Annotated in this window: 13 protein-coding genes; 10 read left to right on the top strand and 3 right to left on the bottom strand. The window is 49.1% G+C overall.

From position 1 onward, the window contains the following. The first annotated feature begins 105 nt into the window (after positions 1-105). From OH663_RS20250 to phoH, 6 genes are all read left to right on the top strand, one after another. Positions 106-510 (top strand): DUF2920 family protein, encoded by a 405-nt coding sequence (locus tag OH663_RS20250; RefSeq protein ID WP_075261785.1) that lies wholly within the window; start codon positions 106-108, stop codon positions 508-510. Next, the gene (locus tag OH663_RS20245) at positions 507-1,268 is read left to right on the top strand and encodes a DUF2920 family protein (protein WP_200011918.1); all 762 of its coding nucleotides are present in this window, start codon (positions 507-509) and stop codon (positions 1,266-1,268) included. The genes OH663_RS20250 and OH663_RS20245 overlap by 4 nt, the downstream gene beginning before the upstream one ends. 432 nt (positions 1,269-1,700) lie before the next feature. Continuing rightward, entirely contained in the window at positions 1,701-2,534 is an 834-nt protein-coding gene (gene efeU / locus OH663_RS20240) for an iron uptake transporter permease EfeU (protein WP_045441522.1), read from the top strand. A 57-nt stretch (positions 2,535-2,591) separates the two neighbouring features. Continuing rightward, positions 2,592-3,719, top strand: coding sequence for an iron uptake system protein EfeO (gene efeO, locus OH663_RS20235; protein WP_045441524.1), 1,128 nt, complete (start codon positions 2,592-2,594; stop codon positions 3,717-3,719). A gap of 5 nt (positions 3,720-3,724) precedes the next feature. Then, on the top strand, positions 3,725-5,008 hold the full coding sequence (gene efeB / locus OH663_RS20230; protein ID WP_045441526.1) for an iron uptake transporter deferrochelatase/peroxidase subunit: 1,284 nt from the start codon (positions 3,725-3,727) through the stop codon (positions 5,006-5,008). A 521-nt stretch (positions 5,009-5,529) separates the two neighbouring features. Continuing rightward, positions 5,530-6,318 carry a phosphate starvation-inducible protein PhoH gene (phoH, locus tag OH663_RS20225; RefSeq protein ID WP_045441531.1) on the top strand — a complete coding sequence of 263 codons (789 nt, stop codon included), beginning with the start codon at positions 5,530-5,532 and terminating at the stop codon, positions 6,316-6,318. A gap of 51 nt (positions 6,319-6,369) precedes the next feature. On the opposite strand, the gene OH663_RS20220 is transcribed toward phoH, so the two are convergent. Beyond that, positions 6,370-6,663, bottom strand: a complete 294-nt coding sequence (locus OH663_RS20220) for a YciI family protein (protein WP_045449557.1) — start codon at positions 6,661-6,663, stop codon at positions 6,370-6,372. 139 nt (positions 6,664-6,802) lie between these two features. After that, positions 6,803-9,559 (bottom strand): TMAO reductase system sensor histidine kinase/response regulator TorS, encoded by a 2,757-nt coding sequence (gene torS / locus OH663_RS20215; RefSeq protein WP_200011917.1) that lies wholly within the window; start codon positions 9,557-9,559, stop codon positions 6,803-6,805. A 105-nt stretch (positions 9,560-9,664) separates the two neighbouring features. Here torS and torT point away from each other — a divergent pair, with 105 nt between their 5' ends. Next, positions 9,665-10,678, top strand: coding sequence for a TMAO reductase system periplasmic protein TorT (torT, locus tag OH663_RS20210; protein WP_370637139.1), 1,014 nt, complete (start codon positions 9,665-9,667; stop codon positions 10,676-10,678). Here torT and torR read toward each other — a convergent pair. Then, positions 10,651-11,343 carry a two-component system response regulator TorR gene (torR, locus tag OH663_RS20205; protein WP_200011916.1) on the bottom strand — a complete coding sequence of 231 codons (693 nt, stop codon included), beginning with the start codon at positions 11,341-11,343 and terminating at the stop codon, positions 10,651-10,653. The genes torT and torR overlap by 28 nt on opposite strands. Positions 11,344-11,472: 129 nt before the next feature. On the opposite strand from torR, the gene torC reads away from it, so the two are divergent. The 3 genes from torC to torD are packed head-to-tail and all read left to right on the top strand — an operon-like array spanning position 11,473 to position 15,796. Then, a complete protein-coding gene (gene torC, locus OH663_RS20200) occupies positions 11,473-12,651 on the top strand; it encodes a pentaheme c-type cytochrome TorC (protein ID WP_200011915.1) in 1,179 nt (392 codons plus the stop codon). After that, on the top strand, positions 12,641-15,184 hold the full coding sequence (gene torA, locus OH663_RS20195; RefSeq protein WP_263525825.1) for a trimethylamine-N-oxide reductase TorA: 2,544 nt from the start codon (positions 12,641-12,643) through the stop codon (positions 15,182-15,184). Before torC ends, torA begins: the two co-directional genes overlap by 11 nt. Continuing rightward, a complete protein-coding gene (gene torD, locus OH663_RS20190) occupies positions 15,185-15,796 on the top strand; it encodes a molecular chaperone TorD (RefSeq protein ID WP_045441544.1) in 612 nt (203 codons plus the stop codon). Positions 15,797-15,998: the final 202 nt, after the last annotated feature.

Here is a 15,998-nt window from a genome sequence, read left to right as displayed (position 1 = left end):
CCAAGCGGACCCCATTAAAAGCAACACTGCCACATCCCCTTTCTTAAGTTTATAAAAAAAAGTCGCTTATGTTGTTGGAATCAAACAAAGGAGATTTTACAAGCGATGGTGCAAAACATAAATAAAACATTCATTTCAAATGCTGATATAGAATTATCTTCACAAACAGGAACCAGAACTTGCTCTTACCATATATGTAACCCTAAAAAAGACAACTTAATCCTTGTTTATATACCAGGGTTCGGAGGGGATCTAGGTAATTACTCTCATGGATTATGCGAAAAAATAGCTGAAACATATGACATAACAACAATGACTGTAGAGTATTTTTGCTATCATTCAAGACCAAATGTCGGTGGAAAAATATCATTTTCCGCATTTGATATAGCTCACATAAACAGCCTTGCACGACATTTTTTTATTGATGAATCTGAATCTATCAATAAAAAAATATCACTAATAAATGAAAGCGCAAAAAAAATAACACTACATCTCAAATTTTTGCGATGATTGAGCCAAAAAATAATGAATATCAAAATTTCGGATTGCTACCTGCGCTTGATATAATAAATGCAATTAACGATGCTATATTAAATTTTGAAATGGAAAATAGCAAAATAATATTAATTGGATCTTCATATGGTGGCTATATTGCAAACATGGTTGAAAAAATAGCACCAGGTTTAGTTAATGCCATTATCGACAACTCATCATGGAGCTCTCCAAACATGAAATACTTAATAGGTAGAGAGCTTAACAACACTGAGTTCCGACAACAACTTAGCAGCAATATAATTATGGACCTGTATGTTAAGTCTCCATGGACCCTGATTAAAGGATTACCAAACACTCTATCAAAAAGTAGAATACAAATACGGTCATTTGATCCTGATCAATTATCCCAGATGATTAATCAAGGTGTAGGGCAATGTTTATATGTTTTTTATCATTATATAAATGATAATATTGCGCCGGCAAAAGATAAATTAGAAATGATTCTTCTACTTCAACAACACAATAAAGACAAAATAACATGTAGAATATTAAAAAATAAAAATGACATAGATGGCGTATTGATTAAATCTCTTGAGCATGGACTTGGTATGTCTATGGTTGAATTATTCAAAAAACATTTCCCATCAATAAAAGATCAAATCAAAAATCAACATCGGACATTAAAAACACAATACTTGTGTGATGGTTTAATATATTTATTTAATAACTCAACATTACCGGTAACAGTAACCATACAAAGTCGCTCAAAATAAGGTGAGTGTCTAATTATTAGAACAACCTTCGTCATAAACTATAAGATTCAATCATCTGGAAAATCCATTCGAGATGTAGTGACCGCTGGAAGCAGGAAAGTGAAGCGGGCTCGGCCTGGATCTGGTTATTGTCGAGCCAGGAAGAAAGCATAAAAAAGCACCATCAGGAAATTGATGAGGCATTGTCGTCTACCCGTCGGATCGTTCAACCGCTCATTTTGCTTAACCCTGTGGTGTTAACTGCGTGCGGGCTGTTTTATTTGCTGTCCTTGCAAAGAGGCAGTAACCGTTGCTCTCCTAACTGTTTACATTCAGTCATCATTCTCAAAACATTCTGCTTGAGTTTTTTGTTGCTGTAATGATAATCACTATCACTGTAATTTACTTTTCTTTGCATCAGTTGACTGAGAATAACGTTTAAGGGTACTTCGCATGTTCGTTCCATTTCTAATTATGTTGCGCGAAGGGTTAGAGGCCGCGCTGATTGTCAGCCTGATAGCCAGTTACCTGAAACGAACTCAGCGAGGCCGCTGGATTGGCGTGATGTGGATTGGTGTATTGCTGGCGGCGGCGTTATGTCTGGCGTTGGGGATTTTCATCAATGAAACCACGGGTGAATTTCCGCAAAAAGAACAGGAGTTATTTGAAGGTATTGTGGCGGTCATTGCCGTTGTGATCCTTACCTGGATGGTCTTCTGGATGCGTAAAGTCTCACGTAACGTCAAAGTTCAACTGGAGCAGGCTGTCGATAACGCATTACAGCGCAGCAACCATCACGGCTGGGCGCTGGTGATGATGGTCTTTTTTGCTGTTGCCCGTGAAGGGCTGGAATCGGTCTTTTTCTTGCTGGCGGCTTTTCAGCAGGATGTCGGTATTTGGCCGCCGGTAGGTGCGATGCTGGGACTGGCAACGGCTGTTGTGTTGGGATACCTGATTTATCTGGGTGGGATCCGACTGAATCTCGGTGCATTCTTCAAATGGACCAGCCTGTTTATTCTGCTGGTGGCTGCAGGGCTTGCTGCAGGGGCCATTCGTGCGTTCCACGAGGCCGGATTATGGAATCATTTCCAGGATGTAGCGTTTGACATAAGTAACGTTCTTTCAACGCACTCTCTGTTCGGCACGTTAATGGAAGGGATCTTTGGGTATCAGGAAGCGCCAAGCGTCAGTGAGGTTGCAGTCTGGTTTATCTACCTGATTCCGGCACTGATTTTGTTTGCACTGCCGCCGCGTTCAGGCACTACGGCATCTCGTACCGCACCTTAAAAAAACGCGATGCAGAATATCATTTAGTTACAACATACTTATTTGTAGGGATGGGTCATGACGATTAATTTTCGCCGTAGTGCGCTGCAGCTGGGTATTGCCGCGCTGTTTACTTCCGCATTTGCCGCACAGGCTGCAGATATTCCACAGGTCAAAGTCACGGTAAATGACAAACAGTGTGAACCGATGACGATCACTGTTAATGCCGGGAAAACACAGTTCATCATCCAGAACCACAGCCAGAAAGCGCTGGAGTGGGAGATCCTCAAAGGTGTCATGGTGGTGGAAGAGCGTGAAAATATTGCGCCAGGCTTTAGCCAGAAAATGACCGCCAACCTGCAACCAGGTGAATATGATATGACCTGCGGTCTGCTGACAAACCCGAAAGGGAAGCTGATTGTGAAGGGGAATGCTACGGCGGATGCAGCGCAAAGTGATGCCTTGCTGAGCCTGAGCGGCGCGATTACCGAATATAAAGCCTATGTGACGGCAGAAACCGCACAGCTGGTTGCGGGTACCAAAGCATTCACTGATGCCATTAAAGCTGGCGATCTGGAGAAAGCCAAATCCCTGTATGCACCGACACGTCAGCACTACGAGCGCATTGAGCCAATTGCGGAACTGTTCTCCGACCTTGATGGCAGCATTGATGCGCGTGAAGATGATTACGAGCAAAAAGCCGCCGATCCGAAATTTACCGGCTTCCATCGCCTGGAAAAAGCGCTGTTTGGCGACAATACCACCAAAGGCATGGATAAGTATGCTGAGCAGTTGAACAGCGACGTTATTGACCTGCAAACGCGCATTAGCGAGTTGGCGTTCCCACCATCAAAAGTGGTTGGTGGAGCTGCCGGGCTGATTGAAGAAGTTGCTGCCAGCAAAATTAGTGGTGAAGAAGATCGCTATAGTCACACCGACCTGTGGGACTTCCAGGCCAACGTTGATGGCGCACAGAAAATTGTCGATCTCCTGCGTCCTCAGTTGCAAAAATCCAATGCTGAACTGCTGGCAAAAGTGGATGCAAACTTCAAAAAAGTCGATGCTATCCTGGCGAAATATCGTACCAAAGACGGTTTTGAAACCTATGACAAACTGACCAATGCTGACCGCAATGCGCTGAAAGGGCCAATTACTACGCTGGCGGAAGATTTGTCTCAATTACGCGGTGTACTGGGTCTGGATTAAGCATCATGCAGCATGATAATGAAAACGGCGTGAGCGAGCCGTCGCGCCGACGTTTACTGAAAGGGATGGGCGCGCTGGGTGGCGCACTGGCACTGGCTGGCGGCTGCCCGGTTGCGCATGCGCAAAAACCGCAGAGTGCGCCGGGAACGCTATCGCCGGATGCTCGCGGTGAAGCACAGCCATTTTATGGCCCGCATCAGGCTGGGATCCTGACGCCACAGCAGGCATCCATGATGCTGGTGGCGTTTGATGTTCTCGCCAGCGATAAAGCTGACCTTGAGCGTCTGTTCCGGTTACTGACCCGTCGTTTTGCGTTCCTGACGACCGGCGGGCCCGCGCCCGAGACGCCAAACCCGCGTTTACCGCCAATGGATTCCGGCATTCTCGGTGCCTACATTGCGCCGGATAACCTGACGATGACGCTTTCGGTGGGGCATTCGCTGTTCGACGAGCGCTATGGTCTTAGCACCAGCATGCCGAAAAAACTGCAAAAAATGACGCGCTTTCCGAATGATTCGCTGGATGCAGCGTTGTGTCATGGCGATTTGTTGTTACAGATTTGCGCCAACACGCAAGACACCGTCATACATGCGCTGCGCGATATCATTAAGCACACACCGGATCTCCTCAGCGTTCGCTGGAAGCGCGAAGGGTTTATCTCTGATCATGCTGCACGCAGTAAAGGCAAAGAGACACCAGTCAATCTGCTTGGTTTTAAAGACGGGACCGCTAACCCGGATGGCACAGATAAAAAGCTGATGCAAAATGTGGTGTGGGTGACGTCCGATCAAGACGAGCCGAAATGGGCGGAAGGCGGGAGTTATCAGGCGGTAAGGCTTATTCAGTTTCGCGTTGAGTTCTGGGATCGTACACCGCTTAAAGAGCAACAGACTATTTTCGGGCGAGACAAACAGACTGGTGCACCATTAGGTATGCAGCACGAGCACGATGTACCTGACTACGCCAGCGATCCTGAAGGTGAGGTGATTGCGCTCGACAGCCATATCCGTCTGGCAAACCCGCGAACCCGGGAGTCGGAGTCCAGCCTGATGATGCGTCGTGGTTACAGCTATTCGCTTGGCGTCACCAATTCTGGTCAACTGGATATGGGTTTACTGTTTGTTTGCTATCAGCACGATCTAGAAAAAGGTTTTTTGACCGTGCAGAAACGCCTGAATGGTGAAGCGCTGGAAGAGTATGTGAAGCCGATTGGTGGCGGATATTTCTTTGCCTTGCCTGGTGTCAAAGACCCTGATCGTTATCTTGGGCAATCTCTTCTTGAGGCCTGAAACCTGAGCCCCGCACTCCCGCGGGGTATTTCCTGACAACTTGATGAATGGACCAATTATTTTTCGTGATGTCTGCAGCGTTGAAATAATTTTGTCATCTCTCTGTAAGAGACTGTTCTCAGCGGCAGGATGTAATTTGGTTAACAATAAGTAAAAATATTGTTGCGCTGACAATAAATTCTGTTGTAATTATAGGTAACAGCGGTAGTTCCCGGCGGTGATGGTCATTCACTATGGAGATCGCGAATGGTAATGTCCTGTAATGGACTCGCTTTTCACAGCAGCAATACCATGTTATGCGGACGTTTCTCTTCCGCCAGCCATCTCGTCACCGCTAAATTCCTCTCCCTTCCATATCTTATCCTTGTTACCGACGCCCTGTACGGTGCGCGTAGCCGTGCGTGGTGTCTTATTCGAAGGCAAGCAATGGCTTACAAGGAAGCCAAACCTCAGATGTTCGTGAGCATAATCGTGCCGCAAGCGGTGCGTGTGATGTATACCTACAACTCAAGGTGCTATCCATGGGAAGACAAAAAGCAGTGATCAAAGCTCGTCGTGAAGCAAAACGTGTGCTGAGACGGGATTCGCGTAGCCATAAGCAACGTGAAGATGAATCGGTCACCTCGCTTGTGCAGATGGGCGGCGTAGAAGCGATCGGTATGGCGCGTGACAGTCGCGACGCCACACCTATCATGGCGCGAAATGAAGCTCAGGCGCAGTACCTGAATGCTATCGAGAGTAAACAGCTGATCTTCGCCACGGGTGAAGCCGGGTGTGGTAAAACCTGGATCAGCGCGGCAAAAGCAGCAGAGGCCCTGATCCACAAAGATGTGGACCGGATCATTGTAACCCGTCCAGTTCTGCAAGCTGATGAAGATCTCGGCTTCTTACCTGGAGATGTTTCCGAGAAGTTTGCTCCCTATTTTCGACCCGTGTACGACGTGCTGGTAAAACGACTGGGAGCCTCCTTCATGCAATATTGCCTGCGACCTGAGATTGGTAAGGTGGAAATCGCGCCGTTCGCTTATATGCGCGGACGTACCTTTGAAAATGCAGTTGTTATTCTCGACGAGGCTCAGAATGTGACTGCTGCGCAAATGAAAATGTTTTTAACTCGCCTTGGAGAGAATGTGACGGTAATTGTGAACGGGGATGTTACCCAGTGTGACTTACCGGCGCATGTTCGATCCGGGTTAAGCGATGCGCTGGCCCGCTTCGAAGAAGATGAGATGATTGGGATCGTTCGTTTCAATAAAGATGATTGCGTTCGTTCGGCGCTCTGTCAGCGGACGCTTAATGCTTACAACTGATATGTTCTTCGTCTTCAAGGCCCGGGAAACCGGGCTTTGTTTTTATTACGCTTACAGAATATCTTTTAGCTCAGCAGCCATCATTGTTGCTTCAAAAGGGATCAGCTCGACTTTTACAACCCCTGATTGTTGAAAGGGATCCTGGCTGAGATAACTTTTTAACGCTTCTTCATCATCGCATTTTGCCAGTATTACGCCTCCTGAGCGCGGGATTTTGCGTCCTGAGGCGAGGAATAAACCCTTTGCGTACCCTTTTTTCAGCCATTCCACATGCGCGGGAAGTAAATTATCGACTTCATTTAACGGTTTTATATAAGTTAAAACGACAACACCAATAACGCTCATTTTATTATCCATAATCCTGGAGGGGAGATTACGTTAGCATGTGGTTGACTAAGGACAGAATAGATTTGTTGGCCCGGCTGAAAGATATTCTGTTAACGGTTGTGTACAGATGGAAGCCGTTTCCCCTGGCCCACTTTGATTATTTCATTTCGTTCTCCAGCCAGGATGCAACTGCACGCAGGCCTTTTAATATCTCTTCTCTGAGGGCGCAGTTATCTTCCGGATGTTGTTCAACAGCCTCGCATGCGCGGCGGGCGGTAACCATCCCCATGCTGGCGCAGCTACTTTTTAACTGGTGTGCAAGACGTCTGATCTTCTCAACGTCTTTTTGCGAGCGAGCGGTATCAATTTCGTCGAGTAAAGGCAGTGTATGTTGGGTAAATAAACGCAGCCATTCACCAATTTTGCTATGTCCCATGATGCGAGCATCTTCTGATAATTGATGCGTATCCAGAAGACACTCGCTAAGTGGTTCAGCGACGTAAGGGGATTCTGTACCTGAAATATAGTGTGTGATGAGTTGACCCAGGGCGTCTCGCGGCACCGGTTTTTGAATAATACCGCGAAACAACGTACTGGTACGACGGCTTAGGGTCTCATCAATCACGTGAGCGCTGAACCCAATCAGAGGCAGGGTTGGATAAATCTGTGTCAGTTGTTGGGCGAGCGTAATACCGTCGGTATCCGGGAGATCAAAATCAACCAGCACGGCATCATAGTGCTCATTACCTTGCAGGGCATGTAGTGCGTCGGCGGCACAACTTGCTACCATCACCAGGGCTCCGCTGGTGGTTAACATCTCCACGGTAATACGCTGGGTGAGGGGATTGTCCTCAATCAACAGTAAACGTATCCCCTGTAAATTGACCGGGCGATGGGGACATTTAGGGGTAGGGCGCGAAGCGGGACGTAAAGGAAGTCGCAACTGAAAGCAACTCCCAACACCAGGTGTGCTGGTCACGGTCAGTTCACCACCCATAGCCTGTGCAAGGCTGCTACTGATCGTTAACCCCAGTCCTGTCCCGCCACGTTTGCCGCTTACCTGAACAAAGGGCTTAAAAATGTCAGCCAGGCGAGAGGCTTCGATACCACTGCCCGTATCCTCAACCTCGATACACCACTGTTCACCTTCAGTGAAGCTGCGTAGCGTAATAAGACCACGATCGGTAAATCGCAGTGCATTGCTTAATAAATTAGTGATTATCTGACGAATACGGCGAGGATCGCCCTGTAGTGCGAGGGGGAGAGCGCTGGAAAAGTCCGCAACAAGTGTAACAGGCCGCCCGTTGATGCGACTGTTCATCAACTGGAGTGTACTTTCCAGCAAAGGTCTGGGCTCAAAGGGCTCATCACTAACAGAGACATTCTTTCCACCGGCCTCAATTGCTGAGTAATCCAGAATATCGTTGAGAATAGTCAGTAGTGATTCGCCGGAATCGGTGATTGCACGCAGGTTTTCCTGATGTTGAGCCAGCGCCTGGTTTTCTGAAAGCAACTGCGCAGTGCCGAGGATCCCGTAAAGTGGGGTGCGTATTTCATGGCTCATTGCCGCAAGAAATGCTGATTTTGCCTGATTTGCTTTTTCAGCTTCAGCCCGCGCCTGACGGTGTTCAATGACCAGCGCGTGAAGCTCGGCGGTACGCGATTTTACCTGCGTAGCCAACTGCTGCCGATGATTATTGAGGGCGTGGACGCTGGCACGAAACGCATCCATTAAACGTCCAATAGTATCCAGTTCCCGAACGCCTGCGGTTTCTGGAAAGGGGGAGTCAATGTTACCTTCAAGCAGTTGCTGCAATGCCTGTGTTTGCTGGGCCAGAGGGCGCGTCACTGAACGGTAAACCACGCGCCAGAGGATTAGGATCAGCGATATCAGCGAAACAGCGCCGAGCAACAGCAGCCAGGTTTGTCCGCGCTCGCTGGCTTGTTTCAGTGAAGTTAACCCTGCACGGTTACGTTCTTCGATAGTGTTGACTAACTGGCTGACTTCACTGCTGAAACGGGTAAACTGATAAATGTTATTCTGCGACAGGATCTGTAGCCGGGTGCTGATGTCATTATCCTGCTGGTATAGCGCCAGCAGCTCGACATAACGTCCTACCGTATTCACTGACTCCGCAACCTGTTCGCGCACCACTGGATCTTCAATGCGTATTTGTCGACGATGCAGAATTCTGACTGCGGCATTCAATCGGTTATCCATCGCTGCGGCGTTATATTGCGCCTGATCGGCACTCAGATTCATAATCATTTGTTGCACGCGTAGTGCGCTCAGACGCACCTCGTTCATCTGATTAACGTATTCCAGATCGGTATCAATGAGACGATCCAGTGCCTGTTCAGCCTCCCGACGCTGATTATTTTCAATCAAATCATATATTCCCGCTTGTGTCGCACCTGCGGAAGTCGCCGCATTATTCGCCTGACCGTGAGCCATTTCAGCGATATCGCCTGCGGCGGTGACAATACGTTGACTGAGTTGTTGCTGCTGATCGCGGAGTCTCAGCCGTTGTCCAACCAACTCTCCCTGCTGACTTAACGACTGTGCGATTTCCTGCTCCTGCAGCTCTATCGCCGTGGTGTCAAAACCTTGCTGACGTAGCGTTTTAAGCAATGCGGTAATTTTGAGACTTTGTGCTGTTAACATTCGGCCCTGTGCCAGCCACATATTTTCACTGTCGGCGATGGTCAGGTTCTGCGCGGAAAAAAGCTCCCAGGCACTGGCTTCGCTCAATTGACGCGCCATGTTCATTGTCGGGATTAGTTCTTGTGTATTGGCTTGCTCAACCTGGCTGACAAAACGCAGACTGTACCAACCTACAAGTGTACTCATGAGGGTCAGTGCCGCCATCAGCGCGAAGCCCATCCATAGTCTTCTGGTCAGAGATAAATTCACGGAGTGTCGCCACAGATTAAAAAGGTTGAGTCCAAAAGCGGAAAGCAACTAGGATAAAGCCTTATTGATAATGAGGCTATCATGCGAGCATGCGTTTTTTGGGTGATGACTTTCTTTTCTGTACAAGGTCTGGCGGCCGGAGCAGGAGAGTCTCTGATCCGTTGGCACGACGAGCAACACTTTTCCCCTCAGCAGCAGGAAACGGTCACAGCGCATCAGGTCTGGAAACTTTGTGCGCTCTACCCTAGTCTCAAAGATTCCTATTGGCTCTCGGTTAACTACGGCATGCAACAAGCGGCACGGCGTTACGGCGTCAGCCTGAAAGTGCAGGAAGCTGGAGGGTATCGGCAGCTTTCGACGCAGAAAACGCAAATTGCCCAGTGTAAAGAGTGGGGCGCAGATGCCATTTTACTTGGCAGCAGCACCACATCGTTTCCTGATCTCAAAAAACAGGTCGGCACGTTGCCGGTTATTGAGGTGGTGAACGCCATCCATGACGCGACAACCCGAACGCGAGTCGGGGTCCCCTGGTTTCAAATGGGCTATCAACCGGGTCGTTACCTGGTGAAGTGGAGTGGTGGAAAACCACTGAAGTTGCTTTTAATGCCAGGACCTGATGATGCCGGAGGCAGTAGGGAAATGGTTGCCGGGTTCCGCGATGCGATCGCCGGAAGCCAGGTGCAAATTGTGGATGTCGCCCTTGGGGACAATGATATAGAAGTACAGCGCAATCTGTTGCAGGAGATGCTGGAACGCCATCCGGATATTGATGTGGTTGCCGGGACGGCCATTGCAGCGGAAGCGGCAATGGGGGAAAGACGCAATCTGGCGACCCCTCTCACGGTGGTCTCATTTTACCTGTCACATCAGGTTTATCGCGGTCTCAAGCGTGGACGGGTACTGATGGCTGCCAGTGACCAAATGGTTTGGCAAGGTCAACTGGCGGTCGAACAAGCGATCAATGTATTGCAGGGACGTAACGTTCCCGATAACGTCAGCCCGCCGATTTTAGTACTGACCCCAGAAAATGCGGACAGCAAACATAGCCGTAGCTCGCTATCTCCGGGGGGATTCCGGCCAGTATATTTGTATCAGCATACGTCGGAGGCTAAAAAATAGCCTTCGCCATGCTGGGTAACGAACAGGTCGGGACTCAGTTTATGGCGCAAACGACGGATCAACACATCGACGGTACGCAGATCAGGGTCTTCCACTCTGCGTGCCGTAAGCATGCGGAGTAGCCTTTCGCGGGTGAGGATTTCACCCGGATTAGTCACAAATGCCACCAGCATTTCGTACTCAGCGCGGGTGAGCTTAATCGTTTCCTCTTCTTTTTCCAGCGTGTGGCGAGAAACATTCAGACAGTATCCCGCAAATTGGTAGCAATTATCTTTCGCAGCAGGTTGTGCCTGGCGGGCAAGATCGATGCGCCAGAGCAGGTTTTTCACCCGCACGACGAGTTCGCGCAATTCCAGCGGTTTGGTCACATAATCATCGGCACCCATCTCCAGTCCGACAATTCGGTCAATTTGATCGCATCGTCCCGTTACGAGAATGATCCCAACCGTTGAGCGCTCTCGTAGCGATCGGGTCAGCATCAAACCATTTTCATCCGGAAGATTAATATCCAGCAGGACAAGATCAACAGACTGTTGGTCCATAATGTCGCGCAGACCAGCGCCGCTAGCAACAGCCGAGACTTGATAACCTTCCTGCTCAAAATAAGCCTGCAGTCGTGCCTGGGTCACTGGCTCATCTTCAACAATGACAATGTGATGTGACATCCTGTGTTCTGTCTCTCTGTTCATATTCGTTCATATTTTGCAGTAAGTCGTTCATCCTGACCAGTGTCGCTGTTCACATTTGCTGAATAAGATCTCCCGTAACTAAACCATATATTTATAGGGGCTATTATGCGGAGACTATGGAGAGCGTTACTCAGGCCAAGTGCGCGCTGGTCAATACTGGCGCTGGTGATTGTTGGGATACTGATCGGTATCGCACTGATTGTACTCCCACACGTTGGAATCAAGTTAACCAGTTCGACAGAGTTTTGTGTCAGTTGCCACAGTATGCAGCCGGTCTATCAGGAATATAAGCAGTCGGCGCATTTCCAGAATGCCTCCGGGGTTCGCGCTGAATGTCACGACTGTCATATTCCATCGGATATTCCCGGGATGGTGAAACGTAAACTTGAAGCCAGCAACGATATTTACCAGACGTTTATCGCTCACTCGATTGACACACCTGAAAAATTCGAAGCCAAGCGTGCTGAGCTGGCAGAAAGGGAGTGGGCGAGGATGAAGGAAAATAACTCCTCAACCTGCCGCTCCTGCCATAACTATGATGCGATGGATCATGCTAAGCAACATCCTGAAGCCGCACGTCAGATGAAAATTGCCGCCAAAGACAACCAATCCTGTATTGACTGTCATAAAGGTATTGCCCACCAGTTACCCGATATGAGCAGCGGTTTCCGCAAGCAATTTGATGAATTACGCGCCAATGCTAACAGCGACGGCGATACTCTGTACTCTCTTGATATCAAACCTATTTATGCGTCTAAAGGTGATAAAGAACCTGCAGGCTCGTTACTGCCAGCTTCAGAAGTGACGGTGTTGAAACGTGACGGTGAATGGCTGCAGGTACAAATTACCGGCTGGACGGAAAGCCAGGGACGTCGACGCGTTCTGACTCAACTTCCAGGTAAGCGAATTTTTGTGGCATCCATCCGTGGCGATGTTCAGCAACATGTGAAAACGCTGGAAAAAACCACCGTCGCGGCGACTAACACTGAGTGGAGTAAGTTGCAGGCCACTGCGTGGATGCAAAAGAGTGACATGGTGAATGACATCAAGCCGATCTGGGCTTATGCCGACTCGCTATATAACGGTACCTGTAACCAGTGCCACGGCGCTCCGGAAAAATCGCACTTTGATGCGAACGGCTGGATTGGCACGCTCAATGGCATGATTGGCTTTACCAGTCTGGATAAACGAGAAGAACGTACCTTGTTGAAATACCTCCAGTTGAACGCGTCAGACACCACGGATAAGCCCCATAGTGATAAGGGAGAGAACAATGAAAAGTAAAGACACATTGCAGGTATCACGTCGGCGCTTTCTTCTGCAACTGGGGGGAATGACCGTTGCAGGTATGTTAGGGCCTTCGTTACTGACTCCCCGTAGTGCAACTGCGGCCGCCATGGGTGAACAAGGCGCTGTGGTAAAAGAGGGGATCCTTACTGGCTCCCACTGGGGGGCAATCCGCGCCACGGTCGTAGATGGACGATTTATTGCGGTTAAACCTTTTGAACGTGACAGATATCCATCGAAAATGATTGCAGGTCTGCCGGACCATGTTCATGGTGCATCGCGCATTCGTTATCCAATGGTACGCGTGGACTGGATGCGTAAACGCCAACAAAGCGATACTACGCAACGTGGAGATAACCGTTTTGTTCGTGTCTCATGGGATGAAGCGCTGGACTTTTTTTATCAGGAACTGGAGCGTATCCAGAAAACCTACGGCCCCAGTGCACTGCTGACGGCGAGCGGCTGGCAATCGACGGGTATGTTCCATAACGCCTCCGGTATGTTGGCCCGAGCCATTGCGCTGCATGGCAATAGCGTCAGCACCGGCGGAGACTACTCCACCGGGGCGGCGCAGGTGATTTTGCCGCGCGTGGTCGGATCCATGGAAGTCTACGAGCAGCAAACTTCATGGCCGCTGGTTCTGCAAAATAGCAAAACCATCGTGTTGTGGGGGGCTGATCTGATCAAAAACCCGCAGGCCAACTGGTGGTGTCCGGATCATGATGTTTATGGTTATTACGAGCAACTGAAAGAGAAAGTCGCACGGGATGAGATCTCGGTAATTAGTGTGGATCCGGTAGTGACGTCAACGCATGACTACCTGGGTCGCGACAAGGTTAAGCATATTGCCGTCAATCCACAGGCTGATGTTCCGCTACAGCTGGCGTTGGCGCATACGCTATATACCGAAAATCTGTACGATAAAAATTTCATTAGTAACTATTGCGTCGGTTTTGAACAGTTTCTCCCTTATTTGCTGGGGGAGAGCGATGGTCAGCCAAAAGATGCCCGGTGGGCAGAGAAATTGTGTGGTATTGATGCCGAAACAATCCGTGCTCTGGCACGACAAATGGCCTCAGGAAGAACGCAGATTATTGCAGGGTGGTGCGTACAGCGTATGCAGCATGGCGAGCAATGGGCGTGGATGGTAGTGGTACTGGCCTCAATGCTGGGTCAAATTGGTTTGCCAGGGGGAGGCTTTGGGTTTGGCTGGCACTATAATGGTGCGGGAACGCCCAGTCGCAAAGGTATTATTTTAAGCGGTTTTTCCGGCTCGACGACGGTGCCTCCAGTGCATGACAGCACCGATTACAAAGGATATAGCAGCACTATCCCTATCGCGCGTTTCATCGACGCAATTCTGGAGCCAGGGAAAACTATTAACTGGAACGGCAAAACAGTAAAACTACCGCCGCTAAAAATGTGCGTATTTGCGGGAACCAACCCGTTCCACCGCCATCAGCAGATCAACCGGATCATGGAAGGCTGGCGCAAGCTGGAAACAGTCATTGCGATTGATAACCAGTGGACTTCTACATGTCGTTTTGCTGATATCGTCTTGCCTGCGACAACCCAGTTTGAACGTAACGATCTTGACCAATATGGCAACCATTCCAATCGCGGAATTATTGCTATGAAACAATTGGTAGCACCGCAATTTGAAGCGCGTAATGATTTTGATATTTTCCGCGATCTCTGCCGTCGTTTTAACCGCGAGGAAGCTTTCACCGAAGGTCTGGATGAAATGGGCTGGTTGAAGCGCATCTGGCAGGAAGGCAGCCAGCAGGGGAAAGGACGCGGTGTCCACTTACCCGCATTTGATGTGTTCTGGAATCAACAGGAGTATATCGAGTTCGAGCATCCGCAAATGTTTGTACGTCACCAGGCATTTCGCGAAGATCCCGATCTTGAACCGCTGGGAACGCCGAGTGGTTTGATTGAAATTTACTCTAAAACGATTGCCGAAATGCACTATGACGACTGTCAGGGCTATCCGATGTGGTTCGAAAAAATCGAGCGTTCACATGGCGGGCCGGGCTCACAGCGCTGGCCATTACATTTACAGTCAGTACATCCGGATTTTCGCCTGCATTCGCAGCTCTGCGAATCGGAAACGTTGCGGCAGCACTATGCTGTTAGCGGTAAAGAACCTGTTTTTATCAGCCCACAGGATGCACAAGCTCGTGGTATCCAAAACGGTGATATTGTCAGGGTCTTCAATGGTCGTGGACAAGTATTAGCCGGTGCGGTTGTTTCTGATTTTTATAAGCCTGGCGTGGTCCGTATCCATGAAGGCGCCTGGTACGATCCCGATAAAGGTGGAGAGATCAATGCGCTGTGTAAATACGGTAACCCTAACGTCTTAACGCTGGATATCGGTACTTCTCAGTTGGCTCAGGCAACCAGCGCGCATACCACGCTGGTGGAGATCGAGAAATACAATGGTCAAGTGGATCGCGTGACTGCATTCAATGGCCCACTGGAAATGGTGGCGCAATGTGAGTATGTCCCAGCGCAGCAGGTAAAATAAATGGATAGCCAAAAACATCTGACGGAGGAACAAATTGCCTGCGTTTACGCGTGGCTGGCGCGACTGTTCTCCCGTGAACTGGATAGTGAAAGTTTGCTGCAACTTCACGCCTCGGACATGCAGGACTGGTATTCGCTGTTAAAACGCGAACCGTCGTTGAATCAACCGGTGACGATTCTGGAAGAAAAAATCGCCGCGCTTAAGCTACGTGAAGAGGGGCAACTGGAACTTGCCGCAGACTTTTGTGGCCTGTTTCTTATGTCGGATACTCAGGCCGCTTTGCCATATGCCTCAGTTTATGAGCAGTGCGAGTCGGGTGACAGCGAGATCAAACACCTGTTGTTTGAAGCGGGAATGCAGACGAGTGAGACTTTTAACGAACCCGGCGATCATCTGGCTATTTTTCTCGAGTTACTGAGTCATTTGCATTTTTCGTTGGGGGAGGAGAACCTTAACCATCTGCGCATCAATGCATTACGCAGAAAAACCGTATCAGTGTTACTACGATGGCTGCCAGAGTTTTCAGCCAATTGTTGTAAATATGACGCTTTTGGGTTCTACGCTGCTCTGAGTCAACTGGGGCTGGCGCTTGTGCAACTCGATAACCGGTGATGAGTGTGTTGGTATCGCTGCAAAGGTGCAGCGATACCACGCTATTCAGGGCGGATCACAGGCGAAAAAAAAGCCCGTACTTGCGTACGAGCTCTTCTTCAAATATGGCGGTGAGGCGGGGGGTTGGAACCACCGGCTCGTTCTCTTTTTCCAACTTTGGCTCTCGCCGAGTTCCCCCTTTGCTAATTTTCGTTTGTCGCTC

The organism is Citrobacter sp. Marseille-Q5395 (genome assembly GCF_947057495.1).
In the GTDB taxonomy this organism is placed as follows: domain Bacteria; phylum Pseudomonadota; class Gammaproteobacteria; order Enterobacterales; family Enterobacteriaceae; genus Citrobacter; species Citrobacter murliniae.
The sequence above is the reverse complement of the archived record's forward strand: the minus strand, read 5'-3'. Positions and strand labels throughout refer to the sequence as shown.